At 74.2% G+C, this 17805-nt stretch carries 17 protein-coding genes and 1 pseudogene; 6 read left to right on the forward strand and 12 right to left on the reverse strand.

The window, feature by feature from the left end; genetic code table 11:
- Positions 1–55: 55 nt before the first annotated feature.
- A complete protein-coding gene (locus ACF1BE_RS07155; RefSeq protein WP_392197968.1) occupies positions 56–277 on the reverse strand; it encodes a dodecin in 222 nt (73 codons plus the stop codon).
- Between the two features lie 210 nt (positions 278–487).
- On the opposite strand from ACF1BE_RS07155, the gene ACF1BE_RS07160 reads away from it, so the two are divergent.
- The gene (locus ACF1BE_RS07160; protein ID WP_392197969.1) at positions 488–1744 is read left to right on the forward strand and encodes an extracellular solute-binding protein; all 1257 of its coding nucleotides are present in this window, start codon (positions 488–490) and stop codon (positions 1742–1744) included.
- Between the two features lies 1 nt (position 1745).
- On the opposite strand, the gene egtD is transcribed toward ACF1BE_RS07160, so the two are convergent.
- The 6 genes from egtD to ACF1BE_RS07190 form a co-directional block, all read right to left on the reverse strand.
- A complete protein-coding gene (gene egtD, locus ACF1BE_RS07165; protein WP_392197970.1) occupies positions 1746–2705 on the reverse strand; it encodes an L-histidine N(alpha)-methyltransferase in 960 nt (319 codons plus the stop codon).
- Entirely contained in the window at positions 2702–3481 is a 780-nt protein-coding gene (egtC, locus tag ACF1BE_RS07170; RefSeq protein ID WP_392197971.1) for an ergothioneine biosynthesis protein EgtC, read from the reverse strand. Before egtC ends, egtD begins: the two co-directional genes overlap by 4 nt.
- Complete coding sequence (egtB, locus tag ACF1BE_RS07175; protein WP_392197972.1) at positions 3481–4818, reverse strand: ergothioneine biosynthesis protein EgtB; 1338 nt, start codon at positions 4816–4818, stop codon at positions 3481–3483. The genes egtC and egtB overlap by 1 nt, the downstream gene beginning before the upstream one ends.
- Positions 4815–6161, reverse strand: a complete 1347-nt coding sequence (egtA, locus tag ACF1BE_RS07180) for an ergothioneine biosynthesis glutamate--cysteine ligase EgtA (RefSeq protein WP_392197973.1) — start codon at positions 6159–6161, stop codon at positions 4815–4817. Before egtA ends, egtB begins: the two co-directional genes overlap by 4 nt.
- A 799-nt stretch (positions 6162–6960) precedes the next feature.
- Positions 6961–7407, reverse strand: a complete 447-nt coding sequence (locus ACF1BE_RS07185; RefSeq protein WP_392197974.1) for a type II toxin-antitoxin system PemK/MazF family toxin — start codon at positions 7405–7407, stop codon at positions 6961–6963.
- Positions 7408–7462: 55 nt separating this feature from the next.
- A complete protein-coding gene (locus ACF1BE_RS07190; RefSeq protein ID WP_392197975.1) occupies positions 7463–7897 on the reverse strand; it encodes a cupin domain-containing protein in 435 nt (144 codons plus the stop codon).
- Positions 7898–8013: 116 nt separating this feature from the next.
- Between ACF1BE_RS07190 and ACF1BE_RS07195 the strand changes: the two genes are divergently transcribed.
- Together ACF1BE_RS07195 and ACF1BE_RS07200 are read left to right on the forward strand one after the other, a co-directional pair.
- On the forward strand, positions 8014–8685 hold the full coding sequence (locus ACF1BE_RS07195; RefSeq protein ID WP_392197976.1) for a helix-turn-helix transcriptional regulator: 672 nt from the start codon (positions 8014–8016) through the stop codon (positions 8683–8685).
- Between the two features lie 106 nt (positions 8686–8791).
- Positions 8792–9220 (forward strand): hypothetical protein, encoded by a 429-nt coding sequence (locus ACF1BE_RS07200; protein ID WP_392197977.1) that lies wholly within the window; start codon positions 8792–8794, stop codon positions 9218–9220.
- Between the two features lie 370 nt (positions 9221–9590).
- On the opposite strand, the pseudogene ACF1BE_RS07205 reads toward ACF1BE_RS07200, so the two are convergent.
- Together ACF1BE_RS07205 and ACF1BE_RS07210 are read right to left on the reverse strand one after the other, a co-directional pair.
- Positions 9591–9795, reverse strand: a pseudogene (locus tag ACF1BE_RS07205) (hypothetical protein); the annotation flags it as partial.
- 27 nt (positions 9796–9822) lie between these two features.
- On the reverse strand, positions 9823–11247 hold the full coding sequence (locus ACF1BE_RS07210) for an amidase (RefSeq protein WP_392197978.1): 1425 nt from the start codon (positions 11245–11247) through the stop codon (positions 9823–9825).
- A gap of 280 nt (positions 11248–11527) precedes the next feature.
- On the opposite strand from ACF1BE_RS07210, the gene ACF1BE_RS07215 reads away from it, so the two are divergent.
- On the forward strand, positions 11528–13558 hold the full coding sequence (locus tag ACF1BE_RS07215; RefSeq protein ID WP_392198221.1) for a TerD family protein: 2031 nt from the start codon (positions 11528–11530) through the stop codon (positions 13556–13558).
- A gap of 76 nt (positions 13559–13634) precedes the next feature.
- On the opposite strand, the gene ACF1BE_RS07220 is transcribed toward ACF1BE_RS07215, so the two are convergent.
- Together ACF1BE_RS07220 and ACF1BE_RS07225 are read right to left on the reverse strand one after the other, a co-directional pair.
- Positions 13635–14600: an alpha/beta hydrolase gene (locus tag ACF1BE_RS07220; protein WP_392197979.1), complete on the reverse strand. Its 966-nt coding sequence runs from the start codon at positions 14598–14600 to the stop codon at positions 13635–13637.
- A 249-nt stretch (positions 14601–14849) separates the two neighbouring features.
- Complete coding sequence (locus ACF1BE_RS07225) at positions 14850–15413, reverse strand: NAD(P)H-dependent oxidoreductase (RefSeq protein ID WP_392197980.1); 564 nt, start codon at positions 15411–15413, stop codon at positions 14850–14852.
- Positions 15414–15512: 99 nt separating this feature from the next.
- On the opposite strand from ACF1BE_RS07225, the gene ACF1BE_RS07230 reads away from it, so the two are divergent.
- Positions 15513–16193 (forward strand): TetR/AcrR family transcriptional regulator, encoded by a 681-nt coding sequence (locus tag ACF1BE_RS07230; RefSeq protein WP_392197981.1) that lies wholly within the window; start codon positions 15513–15515, stop codon positions 16191–16193.
- Positions 16194–16318: 125 nt separating this feature from the next.
- Here the strand turns inward: ACF1BE_RS07230 and ACF1BE_RS07235 are convergent, their stop codons facing one another.
- A complete protein-coding gene (locus ACF1BE_RS07235) occupies positions 16319–16636 on the reverse strand; it encodes a hypothetical protein (RefSeq protein ID WP_392197982.1) in 318 nt (105 codons plus the stop codon).
- 151 nt (positions 16637–16787) lie between these two features.
- Between ACF1BE_RS07235 and ACF1BE_RS07240 the strand changes: the two genes are divergently transcribed.
- Entirely contained in the window at positions 16788–17789 is a 1002-nt protein-coding gene (locus ACF1BE_RS07240) for a LacI family DNA-binding transcriptional regulator (RefSeq protein WP_392197983.1), read from the forward strand.
- Positions 17790–17805: the final 16 nt, after the last annotated feature.

Consider the following 17805-nt stretch of genomic DNA (forward strand, 5'->3'; position numbering starts at 1 on the left):
CGCCGGCCGGATCGCGTCCGCCGCCGGGACGGCCGTGGCGCGTGCCGGCGGCGGCTCAGGAGCCGCCCTCGTCCTCGAGGCGGAAGCCGACCTTCATGCCCACCTGATAGTGCTCGATGCGGCCGTTCTCGATCTGGCCGCGGACCTGGGTCACCTCGAACCAGTCCAGGTTGCGCAGCGTCTGGTCGGCCCGGGCGATGCCGTTGCGGATGGCCTGGTCGACGCCCTCGTGCGAGGTGCCGACGATCTCGGTGACCCGGTAGGTGTGGTTCGACATGCGGTGCTCCTCTCGTCTCACGCGTACTCCACCGTGCCGTATCCGCGCCCCGGCCGCACGCGCGTCGCGGGCGTACCGCCGGGTAGCCCTTGACCTCCGTATTGGTCCATACCAAAATCCAGCACACCCGTACGAGCATCCGCGCTCGTCCCCCCACGCCGGGCCCCCACCCCTGTCCGCAGTACCGTGCCAGACAGAACAGGACCCTCCGTGAGACGTCGTCTGATCGCCCTACTCTGTGCCACCGGATCCCTCGTCAGCGGCTGCGGGATGCTGCCCGGCGGACACGACCGGAAGACCGTCACGGTGTGGCTGATGAAGGACAGCGCGTCCAGGGATTTCCTGCACCGGTTCACCGAGGACTTCGAACGCACCCACGAGGACCTGCGGTTGGACATCCGCATCCAGGAGTGGACCGGCATCGTGGCGAAGGTCCGCGCCGCGTCGAGACCGGGCGCGGACGACGGACCGGACGTCATCGAGGTGGGCAACACGCAGGTGCCGCTGTACGCGGACGACGGCCGGCTCGTGGACCTCACGCTGGAGTCGATGCGGGACTGGGGCAAGGAGAAGTGGCTGCCCGGCCTCGCCCAGCCCGGCAGGGACGGCAACAAGCAGTACGGCATCCCCTGGTACGCGGCCAACCGGGTCGTCATCTACCGCAAGGACACGTTCGAGCGAGCCGGCATCACCCGCCCGCCGAAGACCCGCGACGAGTGGCTCACCGACACGGAAAAGCTCAACTCCGGTGACACACAGGGCATCTACCTGGCCGGACAGGACTGGTACACGCTCTCCGGCTTCATCTGGGACGAGGGCGGTGAACTCGCCCGGGAGAAGGACTACGAGTGGCGGGGCACCCTGGACACGCCCGCCGCCCTGCGCGGCATGAACTTCTACCGGCGCCTGCAGGCACTGGGCGAGGGCCCCGCGGACGCCGACGAGGAACACCCGCCCCAGGCCGGTGTGTTCGCCGGTGGCAAGGTCGCGCAGATCATCGCCGTACCCGGTCTCGCCCAGTCCATCGTGCGGCAGAACCCGGACCTGAAGGACGAGCTCGGCTTCTTCCCGGTGCCCGGCCCGACCGCCGGCCGGCCCGGCACCGTCTTCACCGGCGGCTCCGACCTCGTCGTCCCGCAGAACACCGACGACCAGTTCGCCGCCACCACCGTCGTCGGGGCGCTCACCGGCGCCAAGTGGGACACCGAACTCGCCCGCACCATGAACTACGTTCCCAACAAGACCTCGCTGGCCGGTGCGGTCGCCGGTGAGGAGGGGGTCGCCGCCATGGCCGCGGGCGCGGCGCACGGCAGGGCGACCCCGAACACCCCTCAGTGGGCCGACGTCGAGGCCGACAACCCGATCAAGGAGTACATGACCCGGGTGCTGAACGGGGCCGACCCCGCGGCGGAGGCCCGCAGGGCCTCCCGCGCGATCAGCGGCAAACTCGCCCCGGACCTCGGCTGACTCACCGCGCCACGCTCAGCGACAGCGCGAACCGGCCCGGTTCGTCCGTCCACCAGTGAGTCAGCTCCAGTCCGGCGCCGGCCAGTTCGGCCGCCACCCCGTCCTTGCGGAACTTCGCCGACACCTCGGTGCGCAGGTCCTCGCCCGCCGCGAACTCCACGGCGAGGCCCAGCGCGGGCACCTTCACCGTCTGCGCGGTACGGGAGCGCAGCCGCATCTCGATCCACTCCCGCTCGGCGTCCCACAGGGCCACATGGTCGAAGGCGTCCGGATCGAAGTCGGCGCCCAGCTCCCGGTCGATGACGGCCAGCACGTTCTTGTTGAACGCGGCCGTCACCCCGGCCGCGTCGTCGTACGCCCGGACCAGCACCGCCTCGTCCTTGACCAGGTCGGTGCCGAGCAACAATCCGTCGCCCGGGGCGAGCAGGGCCCGCACGGAGGCCAGGAAGGCGGCGCGTTCGGCCGGCAGCAGGTTGCCGACCGTGCCGCCGAGAAAGGCCACCAGCCGGGGCCCGGGCGTGGCCGGCAGGGCCAGCGGGGCGGTGAAGTCGGCGATCAGCGCGTGGACCTGGAGGTCCGGACGCTCCTCGACGAGGGCCCGCCCCGCCTGGCTGAGGGCGCTCTCGCTGACGTCCACCGGGACGTACGCCGACAGGGGGAGCGCCTCGATCAGATAGCGGGTCTTCTCCGAGGAGCCCGAACCCAGCTCGACCAGCGTACGGGCACCGCTCGCGGCGGCGATCTCGCCCGACCGGGCCGCGAGGATCTCCCGCTCGGCGCGGGTCGGGTAGTACTCGGGCAGTTCGGTGATCTGCTCGAACAGCTCGCTGCCACGGGCGTCGTAGAACCACTTGGGCGGCAGCCGCTTGGGGGTGGAGGTGAGACCGAGCAGGACGTCGGCGCGCAGCGCGGCGCCCGTCGTGTCCTCGGGGAGGGTGCGGGTGATGTGCAGGGGACTCAACGGCAGGGCTCCTTCGGTGATTCGGATGCCGGATCCTCCAGCAGGGCGAGCAGAACACCGGCGCGGCTCCCGGTGAGCACGGTCCGGTCGGGAACCTCCTGCCAGAGCGGGTCGTCGTCGTACGGCTCCGACGCGACGACCGTGTTCCGGCCGGGCTCCGTGCGGTACCAGAGCGAGTCGCCCCAGGTGGTGGCGGCGATCGTGGCACCGTCCGTGAGCAGCAGGTTCAGCCGGGAGGCGGGGGCCGCCTCGGCGAGGGCGCGGACGGTTTCGCCGAGGGCCCGGGCGGGCTCGTCGCCGGTCCGCAGCCGGTGCAGCACCAGCGCCCAGACGAACGCCGAGTCGGTACGGGCCTGGAGGGACAGCAGGTCGACCGGGGGCAGTGCGGACGCCAGCGGCGCCGCCGCGTCGGGCCAGCCGGCGATCGCGCCGTTGTGGCTGAACAGCCACCGCCCGGCCGCGAAGGGCGCCGCCGCGGCCTCGGCGTCCGCGCCCGCGAGGGTCGCGTCCCGTACGGCCGCGAGCACGGCACCGGAGCGCACGACCCGCGCCAGGTCGGCGAAGGACAGGTCCGCCCAGACCGGTCCGGCCCGCCGGTAGCGCGCCGGCACGGGGTCTCCTGGGGCGTACCAGCCCACTCCGAACCCGTCGGCGTTGACCGTCCCGTACCGCTGCCGTCGCGGCGCCCAGGACTGACGCAGCAGGCTGTGCGGGGGCTCGACCAGGACCCGGCCCAGCGGTTCCGCCGCTCCCAGGTAGGCGAGGTGACGGCACATCAGACGGTTTCCGAGCGTGCGGTGCGGAACCCGGAGAAGATCTGCCGCCGGACGGGGTGGTCCCAGTTGCGGAACGTGCCCCGGCAGGCCACGGGGTCCACGGCGAACGAACCACCGCGCAGCACCTTGTAGTCGGAGCCGAAGAACACCAGTGAGTACTCGTCGTACGGGAAGGCCCTGAAGCCCGGGTAGGGCAGGAAGTCGCTGGCCGTCCACTCCCACACGTCACCGATCAGCTGTCGTACGCCGAGCGGCGACTCACCGGCCGGGTAGCTGCCGGCGGGGGCGGGCCCGAGATGCCGCTGGCCGAGGTTGGCGTGTTCGGGCGCGGGGTCGGCGTCGCCCCAGGGGTAGCGCATCGAGCGGCCCGTGTCCGGGTCGAAGCGGGCCGCCTTCTCCCACTCCGTCTCGCTGGGCAGCCGCCGTCCGGCCCAGCGGGCGTAGGCGTCGGCCTCGTACCAGCACACGTGCAGCACCGGCTCGTCCGGCGGCACCACCTCCGTGACCCCGAACCGGCGCCGCAGCCACTGGCCGCCGTCCCGCCGCCAGAACAGCGGGGCGGTGATGCCGTGCCCCTTGATGTGCGCCCAGCCCTCCGGCGACCACCAGCGTTCCGTGTCGTAACCGCCGTCCTCGACGAACGCCAGGTACGCCGCGTTGGTCACCGGTGTCGTGTCGATCCAGAACGGCGCCACCTGACGCGGATGCGCCGGACGTTCGTTGTCCAGGGCCCAGGGCTCGTCGGAGGTGCCCATGGTGAACGGGCCTCCGGGCACCAGGACTTCGGCCGGACCGGTGAACGGGGGCACCGGGTCCGGGTCCGGGGCGGTCAGGGCCCGGGGCCCCCGCCGGAGCTGATGGGTGATCAACATGGTCTCGTCGTGCTGCTGTTCGTGCTGCGCGACCATCCCGAAGGCGAAACCGGCCTCGGTCAGCCGGGAGCCGTGGAAGTCCGCCCCCGCCAGCAGGTCCAGGGCCCGGCCGCGCACGTCGGCCGCGTACCGGCGGGCCTCGGCGGGCGGCAGCAGCGGCAGCGAGGGCCGCTCGGCGCGCGGATGCTCGAAGGCGTCGTAGAGGGGGTCGATGTCGGGGCGTATCGCCTCCCGGCCGCCGACCGCCCGCAGCAGCCACAGCTCCTCCTGGTTGCCGATGTGCGCCAGATCCCACATCAGGGGCGACATCAGCGGGGAGTGCTGGGCGGTGAGGTCCGGTTCGTCGACGCACGTCGTCAGCAGGGTCGTGCGGTCACGGGCGGCGGTGAGGGAGGCCAGCGCCCGCTGACGCAGGGCCTCGCTGTCCGTCTCGGTGGTCGTGATGTCGGTCTCCGGGGCGGTCATGCGCGGATGTCCTTCCTCCCGTGCGCGGCGGGTGTGTCTCCGGCCGGGCCGGGCCCGGAGCGCGGCGGGCCGGCGGGCAGCCGGTCCAGCAGGTCGTCGGCCGGACAGCGGCCGCGGGCGACATAGCGGTCCCGGTACGCGGCCACGGCCTCGGTGACCCGGGCGGTGGCCCCGAGCCGGGGCAGCGCCTCCAGCGCCGCCTCGAAACAGACGGCGGCGGCGTCCCGCAGCTCCGGGTCGGCGAGCCCCCGCCGCGCCGCGTCGACCCACAGCGGGTTGTGCGGGGCCGGCCGGTTCAGGGTCCGTTCGGTGAGCGGCTTCACGGTGCGGTAGGCGGTCTCGGCGGCCTGCGGGTCGTCGAACAGCGCCGCCGTCACCGCGAGCGGCACAATCCAGCCGTGCTCGCCGGGCTGCGCGTCGATCATCCGCAGTTCCAGGTGGCCACGCGGCCGGACCGGTGGGAACAGTGTCGTCAGGTGGTAGTCGAGGTCCGCCCGGGTGGGCGGCCGGGGCGACCGGGAGCGGGTCCACTCCCGGAAGGTGAGATTTTCGGGCACCTCCCAGGGCCCCCTGTCCCGGCGGACGCACATCACCGGGGAGTCCAGTACATGCCGGGCCCAGGCGGCCCGGGGCTCGGCGTCCAGCGGGGGAGCGCCGGCCCGGCCGGCACCGATCTCCGTCCACACCAGCTGCCGGGTGGACATCCAGCCCGTGGGCCGTTGCCCGGCCAGGGGGGAGTTGGCGAACGCGGCGACCAGGACCGGGCCCAGCTGGTGCGCCAGCCACCAGCGCCGGATGTACCCCAGCGGGCCGGGCTCCTCGTGGCCGGCGTCCACGCAGACCTGGACGGAGGCCGAGGCGCACATCATGTGCCGGCCGGCCGGACCGGTACGATCCAGGCACGCCTCCATGGCGTCGTAGCGCGGCTCGCGCAGGAACCTGCGGGGTGGGTGCCACGGGTCGTGGCCGATGCCGACGAGACCGAGACCGTCCTCGTCCAGCACGGCCCGGACGGCGTCCAGGTCGGCGGCGACGGTGTCGATGCACTCCATCAGGGAGGCGGCGGGCGGCGAACTCAGTTCGAGCTGGCCGCCGGGTTCGACGGTGAGCGCCGATCCCAGGGGTACGGCACGCAGGGCGGCGTAGGCCGCTTCGAGCCGTTCGGGTGTGACGGGGAGCTGTGGCCGCTCCCGCTCGTGGACGAGCCACTCCAGCTCGACCCCGAGCACGCGGGGCGGTCCGGTCTTGAAGCAGATACCCCGGACCAGGGCCTCCACCTCGGCTTCGGTGACGGCGGTGCGGTGCTCGGTACAGTCACCACCGTCGTTCTTCGGTTCGGACATGTCGGGATCCTCCTGAGATTCCACCATGTCACCGGCCGTGGTCTGCCGTGGGGCGGGGCCGGTACTCGTTCCACCCAAGACCCTTGAGCCCGTTCGCACAAGGGCGCCCGGCAGGACGTTCCGGATCGGTCACTTCCGTTTCCTTCCTGGGTCCCGGGCCGTTTCCCGGGCGGGAAACTCCGTTGCACCGCTCACCAGCATCACCCAGGATGCGTGCGTGAGCACGACGGGGGAGACCCCGCAGGCGGCGGTCGCGGCACCCACGGGGGTGGCGCCGGGAGCGCGCGCCTGCGCGGGCTCGCCCCGCGGACGTGCGCGACGCATCGTGACGGTGGGGCGGTACGGCACACCGGACGGGCCTGCAGGCACCGGCCGCGGACGCGCTGCCCGCGGCGCGAGCGAGTGCGCGCAGCTCCGCGCCGGCGCCGGTGCCGAGCGCCGCGCAGGCCGGCCGTCTCCCGACGGCCCACAGGCACCGGGGGAGGCGCTTGTGCCCGCCGGTGGTCCCGTGACTTCCGCGACCACCGTCGCACGGGCGCGCTGACGACCGTCGCCGCCCTCGCGCGGGCTGCCGGCGGCCGTGGCCCACGGTTACCGGTGTGCGCCGTCCGGTGGCCGCGGCTGTGGCACCTCCCGGGCCTCGCCGGTGCCCGGCGGCCGGGTCGTGACGCTCCCCGGCGTACGGGGTGTCCGCGGGCTGAGCGGGACACCCGGACCGGCGGCACGGGAGGCGTCCGTGCGGGTGCCCCCCGAAGCCCGGGTGCGTCAGCCGCCTCCCCGCCTCGGGGGAGCGGAGCGGTCAGGTCCAGCCGTAGCGCTCGTGCAGCCGTCGCCGGACCAGGTCGAACCGCAACCGGTCCAGCGCGCACGCCTCCCGGCGCATGCCCTCCTCGTGCAGCCGCAGCACACGGTCCACGGCCACCCACGAGTCCCGGCCCGACCGGTCCCACGGGCCGCCGCCGATCGGAACCCACTCCCGGTCGCCGTCGTGCCGCTTGCTGGAGAGCCGTACGGCGAGGAGGGTGCCCGCCGCCTCCCGGGCCACGACCAGCACCGGCCGGTCCTTGCCCCGGCCGTCGTTCTCCTCGTACGGCACCCACGTCCACACGATCTCCCCGGGGTCCGGGTCGCCGTCGTGGGCCGGGGAGTACTCGGTGCGCACCCGGCCGACCTCGCGCGGGTCCGCCTCGGTGGTGGCGTGGGGGCCGTACCGGCCCGGGACGTTCTCTTCGGTGGACGTACTCACGCGGGCACCCTAGTGGTCCGCTCCCGGGACGCGACAAGCGCCCGTCACCGCGATGTCACTCCGGTGCCGCGTCCGTGCCCGGAGCCGGTGCGCCGCCGATCCACATGCCGGGGCGCCGGCGGTGCACGGTCAGATACGTCAGGCCGCCCGCACCTGCGGACAGGCCGCGAGGGGCACCGTGCGGCAACCAGACGAGGGAGCCCTCGGTGAGCGGCTCCTCCTCGTCGGACGGGCCCTTGCCGAGCACGCCGTCGCCGGCGACGACCAGGAGCAGGACGTCCAGCTGTGCCTCGGTGTGGACGGTGATCCGCTCGCCCGGAGCGAGCCGGACCACGTTGGCGTCGAGCTGGCGTCCGCTCTCGGCCAGCTTCCACAGCACGCCGGCCGGCACCAGCGGTGCCTCGGCCAGCGCACCCGTGTCGCACAGGACACGTGGGTCCGCCGCCGTGCGGCCGGCCGGCGCGGCGTCCATCGCGGACGGCGACGTCATGGAGTTCCCCTCGGCTCTTGCGTTCTCCTGTGCCCCCTGGGGCCCCGTCCAGCCTACATTTAATACAGGTAGGGTTCGTGAAAAAGAGGCCGGCAGGCAGGAAGAGGTGTCCGGGCGTGACCACGCGGGAGAGCCCACGGCGCCGGGAGGTACTGGACGTGCTGCGCGCCGCTCCCTCGCCGCTCGGTGTCGCCGGGACGGCCGAGCGGATGGGCCTCCATCCCAACACCGTCCGCTTCCACCTGGACGGTCTGGTGGCCGACGGCCTGGTCGAACGCCGTACGGAGGCACCCGTGGGGCGCGGCCGGCCCCGCACCGTCTACACCGCACGCCCCGGCATGGACCGCGGCGGCCCCCGCGACTACCGCCTCCTCGCCCGCATGCTGCTCAGCCGTTGGGCCACCGCCGACCCGGCCGAGGCGCGGGCGGAGGCGATGGAGACGGGCCGCGTCTGGGGCCGCTCGCTGGTGGATCCGCCGCCCCCGCACGAGTCGCCGGCGCCCGAGCGTTCGGTGACCCGGCTGCTCGCCCTGCTGGACGGCCTGGGCTTCGCGCCGCGGCCGGAAGGGGACGGCGAGCCCGGCCGGCCGGCCCGTCGGATCCGCCTGCGGCACTGCCCCTTCCTCGAACTCGCCGAGGAACGGAGCGACTTGGTGTGTCCGCTGCATCTCGGTCTGATGCAGGGCGCGTTGGCGACGCTGGGCGCGCCGCTGACGGCCACCGCACTGGAGCCGTTCGCCGAACCGGAGTCCTGCCTCGCCCACCTGACCCCGACAGCCCCGCTCTGAACCGACCGCCCCCGTCGAGCCACCGGAACCGGCCGGCCCCCGAGAGAGCCGTCCGGTCACCCGTCGTCCGAACCCGTCGGCCCCGGCGGAGAAAGGCCCCGCACAGATGAACGCCACGTCCGCCGCCACCGCGAGCGCGGTCACCTTCGTATGGCTCGGGATGGTGCTGGCGATCTCCTTCCTGGAGGCGCCGCTGAAGTTCCGTGCCCCGGGGGTGACGATCCCCGTCGGCCTGGGCATAGGGCGGCTGGTGTTCCGTGCGCTGAACGCCGTCGAGGCGGTCCTCGCGGTCGTCGTCCTCGCCCCGGTCGCCGTGGGGGACGCTCCCACCGAGGTCGTCGTGCCGGCCGTTGCGGTGGCGGCGCTGCTCCTCGGCCAGGTGGCCGTCGTCCGGCCCCGCCTGAACCGCAGGTCCGACCGGGTCCTCGCCGGGGAGGAACTGCCCCGCTCGCGCAGCCACCTGTGGTACGTGGCCCTGGAGGTCCTGAAGGCCGCGACCCTGGTGGTCCTGGGCGTCACCCTGCTCACCGTGTGATCCCGCGGCCGGGACACCGGGCGGACCCCGCCGCACGGATCACCGCCGTCCCAGCCCTCCCGCTCCACGGGCACCTTCTGCGAGGCCGGCGTCACCACGCCGTCGTGCGCGGGTGGAAGCCCGTCCACCTGCTGCCCGTTGACGCCTGTCCGAGGCCGGCAGTCCACGGGCGAGGCGCAGGCCCGCGCCGCCCAAGGCGAGGGCCTCGGCGAACAACTCGCGCATGCCGTCGGCGCGGTCGAGCAGCACCATGTTGTCCGCGTTGCCGAACGCGGACACGCCCGCCTGGACGATCTCCGGTCATCTCCCGGCGAGTTGCCGGGCGACGACGCCGGTCGCGCCGGCCGGGGGCCGAGCGGGCTCGACCGCCGTACGCGGCCGTGACGCAGACCGTTCCCGGCGGCAGGTACTCCACCGCCGTCACCACCGTGCCCGGGGTGAGCCGGCCCCGTGCCACCGGCCGGGTGGGCGAGGAAGTGCTCCGCGCCGCCGCGCACGACCACCTCGCCGACCGGACCGGGTCCGACCGCCCCCGTCACCCGGCCCATCGGCCCGGCCGTCGACGCGTCGCCCATGGCCGCAGCGTACGGGCGGGAACGCCGTCACACGGCCGGCCGGTCCGCGTCCGCCCGCTGCGGCGGCCACCGCTCGTGCCAGCGCAGCTCCGCCTCCAACTGGGCGGCCAGCGACACCAGAAGCGGCTCACTGTGCGCCGGGCCGAGCAGCTGTGCACCCACCGGTAGGCCGGGTCCCGCGAACCCGGCGGGCACGTTGACGCCCGGCCAGCCCAGCACGTTCCACGGCCACGCGTAGGGGCAGGCGGCGATGATCGCGCGGTCGGTGGCCAGCCCGCCGAGCCCGGCCAGCGCGCCGATCCGCGGCGGCGGAGCGGCCGTCGTGGGCGCGAGAATCACGTCGTACGACCGGAAGAACGCGCCGATCCGCCGGTGCAGCACCGCCTCGGCGCGCCGGGCCACCCGGAGCGGCGCCCCGGCCAGCAGCCGCCCGAGCCGGGCCGTGTCCCGGGTGCGCGGGTCGAGCAGCGCGGGGTCGGGGGCCTCGCTGACCCGCTCGGCGATCCCGGCGGTGGCCCGCGGCAGAAAGGTCAGCCCGATCTGCCCGTACGGCGGATCGGCCTCCTCGACCTCATGTCCCAGGTCGGCGAGTTTCCCGGCCAGTTCCACGACCCGGGCGCGGATCTGCGGGTGCAGACGGGCCGGTACGGCGGTGAACGGCGGCTTCAGGGAGAGGGCGACGCGCAGCCGGCCGGGGTCCCGGCCGACCGCGTCCGCCACGGTCAGCGGGGGCGGCCGGTGCGGGTCCCGGTCGTGGTTGCCGCTCGCCGCGTCCAGCAGCAGGGCAGCGTCGGCGACCGTCCGGGCGAGGGTGCCGTGGACCGTGATGCCGTGGAAGGACTCGCCGCGCGGCCAGGTCGAGATACGGCCGCGCTGCGGTTTGATGCCGATCAGGTGGGTCCAGGAGGCCGGGATCCGCACCGATCCCGCGCCGTCGGAGCCGAGCGCGGCCGGGACGAGCCCCGCGGCCACCGCGGCGGCGGAACCGCCGGAGGACCCGCCGGGAGTGTGCCCGGTGTGCCACGGGTTGCGGGTGTCGCCGAACGCCGGGCCCTCGGTGAACGGCCACTGCCCCAGCTCACACGTGTTGGTCTTGCCGACGATCACCGCGCCGGCCGCGCGCAGCCGCCGTACCGCCTCTCCGTCCGCCGCCGCCGGCGGGAAGTCGCCCCGGCAGCCGAACGCGGTCGGCTCGCCGGCCACGTCCATGTCGTCCTTCACCGCCACCGGCACGCCGAGCAGCGGGCGCCGCGCTCCGGCCGCCAGCTCCCGGTCGGCGGCGTCCGCCTCGGCGAGGGCGGCCTCGGCGCGCACGATCCGGAAGGCGTTCAGCGACGGCTGCGTGGCCTCGATCCGGGCCAGGGTCCGCTCCACCAGCGCGCGGGAGGACACCTCCCCGTCGGCGAGGGCGCGTCGGGTGTCCGCGAGACCCGCGGCGCGATCGGGCGTCATGGGGGAGCACCTCCGGGAGGCTCCGGGCACGATGTCTACCGCACGGTAACGTCGAAACGGTGGCCGGGGTGCGGATTTCGCGCGGGAGTCGCGCCACGCAAGCCCCGTGGCCCACGACCGCCACCCGGCCGCCCCATGATTCCGGTTCCGGGGCCGTCCCGGTGATGCTTGCACGCTACAGTTTCCGCTGTGGGCCACGTCACAGCGGCGGCGGGCGGGCTGGTGGTGACCCACGTCCACGCGTAACCGCAGCAGTCTGGGGGGATTGATCGTGCGTGAGATGGTGAAGGGTTCGAACGCGACACTGTCGGATCTGAGTGATCATGTCGCGTCGGTGATCGTCAGCCTCCGCTGGGCGAGCCCGAGCGGCGAGGGCGACGCGGACGTGTCGGTCCTGCTCCTGGGCCCGGACGGCAGGGTCCGCAGCGACGCCGACTTCTACTTCTACAACAACCCGGTCGCCGCCGACGGAAGCGTGCAACTGCTGGGCAAGGTCTCCGCGGAGCAGGGCGACGAGGACCGGATCGGGTTCGACCTGACGGCGGTGCCGGACGACGTCCACCGGATGCTGGTGGCCGCCAGCCGCTACGAGGGTGCCTCCTTCGGTGAACTGGAGGACCTGACGCTGACGTTGTCCGACGGGACCGGTGAGGGACTGCTCCGGTTCGCGGTCGACGACGTGGCGTCGGTGAGCGCGGTGATCTTCGGCGAACTGTACCGGCGCGACGGCGCGTGGAAGTTCCGCGCCGTCGGGCAGGGGTACGCCGACGGGCTGGCCGCCCTGGCGACGGACTTCGGGGTGGACATCGACGACGACGCGGCGCTGGAGTACGCCCCGGAGGAGGGCCCGGCCGGCACGGAGGGCCCGACGGTGGACAGGGGCGTCGGCACACCGGACGGCACGACGGCGCCGGCCGCCGTTCCCTCCCCGCGTCGGTCCGAGGAGGCGACCCGGGCGCCCAGGGCGACGACGCGGCCCCGCACGGCCAAGCGGAAGATCACGCTGCCCCGGGTGGCCGGGCCGTCGCTCGCCGAGAACGAGTCCTGGCGCGAGGCCAGGCTGTTCCCCGTCTCGGCGCTCAAGAGCGACCGGGACCGGGAGACGCGGGCCACCTCCGTCCTGCTGTCGGTGATGGCACAGGTGCCCGAGTTCGGCAGAAGGCTCATGGCGGCGTTCGGTGCGCCGGCGGGCCGCATGGAGACGTTCGCGGAGGTTTCCCTGCCGCACGGGGACACACCGCGGCGCCCGGACGGCGTCGTCCGCGTGGAGCGGGCGGGCAAGCTGTGGACCGCTCTGGTCGAGACGAAGACCAACGGCAACGCGCTCAGGAGCGACCAGGTGCAGGCGTACATGGACATCGCCGCGCGCCGGGGCTACGAGGCCGTGATCACGCTGTCGAACGACGTGGCCCTGGAGGGAAGTCCGCTGGTCGACGTCAAGGTCGACGGACGGCGCAAGCACAAGGTGGCCCTGTGGCACCTGTCCTGGGCGGAGGTCGCGTACCAGGCACAGGTGCTGATCCGCCATGAAGGCGTCGGCAACGCCGCGCACGCCTGGCTGCTCCAGGAACTGCTGCACTACCTCCAGCACGAGAACTCCGGCTGCCACGGATTCCAGAACATGGGCCCCGCCTGGGTCCCGGTCCGCAACGGAATCGACGACGAGACCCTGTGTCAGGGCGACGCGAGGGCGCTGGAGGTCGTGGAGAGCTGGGAGCGGCTCATCCGTCAGGTCTCCCTGGGGCTCGGAGGCGAACTCGGCCGCAAGGTGCTCCCGGTGCAGCGGGGCAGGCGCGGCGGCGATCCCCGCGAACGACGACAGGCGCAGGCCGACCGGCTCTGCCTGGAGGGGCGGCTCCAGGCAGAACTCCGCATCGACGGAGCGCCCGGTGTGCTCTCGGTGGGCGCCGACCTGCGCACCGGGAAACTCCGTGTGTCCACGGACCTCCCCGCGCCTGAGCAGGGCTACCCCCTCACCTGGGTGAAACGGCTCGTCCGGCGGCTGGCGGAGGCGCCGGCCGACCTGCACGTGGAGACCCTGGTCGACGGTGACACCGCAGGCCCGCGGGGCACGCTGGAGCGGCTGCGCCCCGAGCCGGCGGACCTCCTGCCCCGGGCCGACGGCGCCCGGATCACCGGCTTCCGCCTCTCGCTGTTCAAGGGCATGGGCAGTGGCCGGGGCAGTGCCGAGACCGGGTTCATCCGCAGCGTCGACCACGCCGTACAGCATTTCCTCGGCACCGTGGTGGTGCACCTCGACCGCACCCCGACGCGCCGGGCGGCCGGCAGGGAGGCCGTGGCATCCGGCTGAGCACCGGCCCCGCGAGCCGCGCCCCGGGGGCATCGGACGGGCGGTCGTCGGGCTGTCCGGGGGCGCGGTCGGCGGCTCAGTCCGCCAGCAGGCGCCGCAGCCATCCGATCCTGGCCGCGCGGGCCGCCCGGGACAGGGCCGCCTCGGGGGCCAGGGCGTCGAAGCCGTGGCAGCCGCCCGGCCAGACGTGCAGTTCGGCCACCCCGCCGGCCTGCCAGATCCGGGACGCGTAGGCGACCACCTCGTCCCGGAAGGTCTCCGCCGAGCCCACGTCGAGGAAGGCGGGGGGGAGCCCGGAGAGGTCGGTGGCGCGGGCCGGGGCGGCGTACGGGGAGACGTCCGGGCCGCCGCGCCGGTCGCCCAGCAGTGCCGTCCAGGCGGTGTCGTTGGCGGTGCGGTCCCAGACGCCCAGGCCGGCCATCTGGCGGCTGGACCCGCTGTCGTTGCGGTCGTCCAGCATCGGGCCCATCAGCAGCTGGCCGAGCGGGCGCGGGCCCTGCCGGTCCCGGGTGAGCAGGGCGAGCGCCGCGGTCAAACCGCCGCCCGCGCTGGCGCCCGCGACGACGATCCGGTCCGGGTCGCCGCCGATCTCCTTCGCGTGCCCCGCGGTCCACAGCAGCCCGGCGTACACGTCCTCGACCGGCGCGGGGTGCGGGTGTTCGGGCGCGAGCCGGTACTCCACCGACACGACCACCGCGCCCAGTTCGTCCGCCCACGCCAGGGCTTCGGTCACACCGGCCCGGTTGGAGCCGGCCACCAGGCCGCCGCCGTGCACGTGATAGACCACCGGCAGGGCCGCCGTGGTGGGGGCGGACGCGGGGCGGCACACGAGGAGGGAGACGTCGGGGGCGCCCGCGGGGCCGGGCACCGTACGGTCCTCCGTCTCGAAGGCGCCGTCCAGGGTGGGGTCGACCAGCTCGACGGCCGCGCTCTGCCGGGCGCCGTCGAGGTCGTCCAGCGTGAAACCGGGCGACAGCACCTCCCCGTACCCCTCCAGCACGGCGGCGAGTTCCGGGTCGAACGGCGGCGGAACCAGGGGCATGCCTTTTCCTCCCGTGAGACGTCCGGCGGCCGGAGGTCCGGTGCGGCGCCGGGTGATCGGTCGTACGCCGGCCCCCGGCACCCCCTGGAGCGGCGGTGCCGGAACCCGGCCGGCGTACGCGGTCACGACCCGCCTACCCCGCCGTGGCCGGGTCACCTGCGCCACAGGCCGCCCACCGCGCCGCCTCGCCCCGAGGACGGCGAAGGGCCGGAGCCGTGGCAGGCTCCGGCCCTTTCGCGGGTCGTACGGTCAGGCCGCGGCGGCCTCGCCCACGTTGCTGTGCAGACGGGCCACGACCTCGGTCAGCTGGGCGGCGACCTCGGCGTCGTCGGCCGGGTGGGTCGCGGCGAAGCGGGTCACGGAGCCGGGGATGGAGAGCTTGATGTCCTCGATCACCTTGCCGCCGGCGATGCCCACGGCCTTGCGGGTGTCGTCCTGCGCCCACACGCCGCCGTACTGGCCGAAGGCGGTGCCGATCACGGCGACGGGCTTGCCGCCGAAGGCGCCGGCGCCGTAGGGGCGGGACAGCCAGTCGATGGCGTTCTTCAGGACGGCCGGGATGGTGCCGTTGTACTCGGGGGAGAAGAAGAGGAAGGCGTCGGCGGCCTGGGCGGCCTCGCGGAGCTTCGCGGCGGCGGCCGGCACGCTGCCCTCGACGTCGATGTCCTCGTTGTAGAAGGGGACGTCGGCCAGGCCCTCGAACAGCTCGACCTCCGCGCCCTCGGGCGCGAGCTTGGCGGCCGCCTCGGCGAGCTGGCGGTTGTGCGAACCGGCGCGCAGGCTGCCGACGAGCGCGAGGATGCGAACGGACATGAGAACTCCAAGAGGCTGAAACGTCGCTGGCACGATCCGGACCGAAGTCCGTTTATGGTTCTATCACCTCAAACGGACCGCGGTCCAGTTTTCTTCCCGATGCTTTACGCTGTCGTCATGTCCCGCGCGCTGCCGCCTTTCCCGAACCCCGAGGAGCCCCTCGGCGAACCCAGGTTGCTGGACGTCGGCACCGCCCCCGACGAGCCGTGTCTGCGCGCCGACGCCGCCCGCAACCGGGCCCGGCTGCTGGAGGCCGCCGCCCGGCTGATCGCGGAGCACGGGGTCGCCGGGGTCACCATGGAGGCGGTCGCCGCCGCGGCCCAGGTCGGCAAGGGCACCGTCTTCCGGCGTTTCGGCGACCGCACCGGACTGCTCATGGCCCTCCTCGACCACTCCGCCCGGCAGCTGCAGGCCGACTTCGTGGGCGGCCCCCCGCCGCTCGGGCCCGGCGCGCCGCCCCTGGAGCGGCTGCGGGCGTTCGGTGTGGCGGTGCTGTACCGCTCGGCCGAGCAGCTGGACCTGCAACTGGCCGCGCAGGCCGAGCCGGCCCGCCGGTTCGCCCATCCCGCGGTCGAGGCGCTGCGCGTCCACGTCGCGATGCTGCTCCGGCAGATCGTGCCGGACGGCGACTGCGACCTGCTCGCCCAGACACTGATGGCCTCGCTGGACCCGGCACTGATCCACCACCTGACCCGGCAGTGCGGCATGCCCATGGAACGCCTGGAGGCCGGCTGGACCGACCTGGTCGCCCGGGTGACCCGCACGGGGCCGTATCGCTAGGGTTTTCGTTCGCATCAGGGCGAGCCCGCCTGATCCCGACGACAGGCCCTGAGCCGTGCCGCCGAAGGGGAGCGTCCGAGCGGGGCGGCGAGTGCCGGGGAGAGGTCCTGGCGTCGGGGCGGACGTCAGTTCGCGCCCGGTGTGTGGCGCGCCGCGGCGAGTGCGGCCATCCTCCGCAGTCTCGTGAAGCAGACCGTGCAGTAGTCGTCGTCGATCAGGGGCAGGACCCGGTCGAGCCCCGCGATGCACGCCCAGAGGTTCGCGACGACCTCATGGCCGAGCCCGCCGTCCAGCTCGAGCCGGGTGAGGCCGGCGACGTCCGCGTCGAGCAGGACCAGATCCACCCCGTCGAAGTCCACACCGCGGAAGCCCCCCGGGAACGGCGCGCGCATGTGCTCCTCCCACAGCAGGGAGAGCCGGCCGTGAGGGTGTTGTCCGCTCATACCCCTGATCATCCTCTCCGGCGCTACCCGGCGCGGAGGAGGACGTGCGCAACCGTGTCCGTCGGCGCACCGGTGCCGGTTCTGTGGAACGGTGAACCACCCTGCCCCGGCGGCCTCCCGCACCCTGGGCTCTGCCAGGATGCGGTCTGTCATGGTGCAGATACCGAACACGCCCACGAGTGCCGACGTGGCCCGCCTGGCAGGCGTCTCCCGGGCGACCGTCTCCTACGTCCTCAACAACACCGGCGCGGTCCGCATCAGCGAGCCGACGAGGAATCGCGTGCGCGAGGCCGCCCGCGAACTGGGGTACGTGCCGCACGCCGCCGCCCGCAGCCTGCGCGCCGGCCACAGCCGCATGGTCCTCATGCCCGCCCCGGCCGTCCCGGCCGGGCCCCTCTACAGCGCGTTCCTCAACGAGCTCCAGTGGGCGCTCGGCCACCTGGACTACACGGTCGTGCAGTACGGCAGCGTCGGCCTGGAGGGCGACGAGGCGGCCCGCGCCTGGGCGGAGCTGCGGCCGGTCGCCGTCCTGGTGCCCGGCACGGGCCTCGGCCCGCAGGGCGTCGCGGTGCTCAAGCGGTCCGGAGCCCGGGCCGTCGTCACCCTCGGCCCCGCGCGCGTCGACGGCGCGCACGCCCTGCTCATGGACCACGACGCCGTCGGCCGCTGCGCCGCGACCCACCTGTACGCCCGCGGCCGGCGCCGGATCGGTGTGGTCGTGCCCGCCGAGTCCGGGCTGGAGGCGTACGCGCGGCCCCGGCTCGCGGGCGTCCGCGAGGCACTGCGCGGCACGGACGCGACCGTGACCGAGCTGCCGCTCGCCCACACCGAGGAGGCCGCCGCCCGACTCGCCGCCCGCTGGCCGGGGTCGGGTCTGGACGCGGTGTTCGCCTACAACGACGAGTACGCCATGCTCCTGATGCGCGCGTTGCAGGACGAGGGCGTACGCATCCCCGAGGACGTCGCCGTGATCGGCGCCGACGATCTGATGCTGGGCCGGCTGCTGCGACCGCGGCTCAGCACGGTCCACATCGAGCTGCCCTCGGGCCGCGACCTCGCCGGACTGGTCGACCGCGCCGTGCGCGATCCCGGCGGCGAGCCCGAGGTGCACACCGTACTGGGGGCCTCGGTGGTGCGGCGCGAGTCGAGCTGACCCGGTACCGAGGCCC

This window comes from Streptomyces sp. NPDC014991 (genome assembly GCF_043080665.1).
Taxonomy (GTDB): Bacteria; Actinomycetota; Actinomycetes; order Streptomycetales; family Streptomycetaceae; genus Streptomyces.

Coding starts and splice junctions, on each gene's coding strand:
- ACF1BE_RS07155 (WP_392197968.1), bottom strand. CDS start 277: ATGTCGAACCACACCTACCGGGTCACCGAGATCGTCGGCACCTCGCAC.
- ACF1BE_RS07220 (WP_392197979.1), bottom strand. CDS start 14,600: ATGCCCCTGGTTCCGCCGCCGTTCGACCCGGAACTCGCCGCCGTGCTG.
- ACF1BE_RS07235 (WP_392197982.1), bottom strand. CDS start 16,636: ATGAGCGGACAACACCCTCACGGCCGGCTCTCCCTGCTGTGGGAGGAG.
- ACF1BE_RS07210 (WP_392197978.1), bottom strand. CDS start 11,247: ATGACGCCCGATCGCGCCGCGGGTCTCGCGGACACCCGACGCGCCCTC.
- ACF1BE_RS07240 (WP_392197983.1), top strand. CDS start 16,788: ATGGTGCAGATACCGAACACGCCCACGAGTGCCGACGTGGCCCGCCTG.
- egtB (WP_392197972.1), bottom strand. CDS start 4,818: ATGACCGCCCCGGAGACCGACATCACGACCACCGAGACGGACAGCGAG.
- egtA (WP_392197973.1), bottom strand. CDS start 6,161: ATGTCCGAACCGAAGAACGACGGTGGTGACTGTACCGAGCACCGCACC.
- egtC (WP_392197971.1), bottom strand. CDS start 3,481: ATGTGCCGTCACCTCGCCTACCTGGGAGCGGCGGAACCGCTGGGCCGG.
- ACF1BE_RS07230 (WP_392197981.1), top strand. CDS start 15,513: ATGCTTTACGCTGTCGTCATGTCCCGCGCGCTGCCGCCTTTCCCGAAC.
- ACF1BE_RS07225 (WP_392197980.1), bottom strand. CDS start 15,413: ATGTCCGTTCGCATCCTCGCGCTCGTCGGCAGCCTGCGCGCCGGTTCG.
- ACF1BE_RS07190 (WP_392197975.1), bottom strand. CDS start 7,897: ATGACGTCGCCGTCCGCGATGGACGCCGCGCCGGCCGGCCGCACGGCG.
- ACF1BE_RS07200 (WP_392197977.1), top strand. CDS start 8,792: ATGAACGCCACGTCCGCCGCCACCGCGAGCGCGGTCACCTTCGTATGG.
- ACF1BE_RS07215 (WP_392198221.1), top strand. CDS start 11,528: ATGGTGAAGGGTTCGAACGCGACACTGTCGGATCTGAGTGATCATGTC.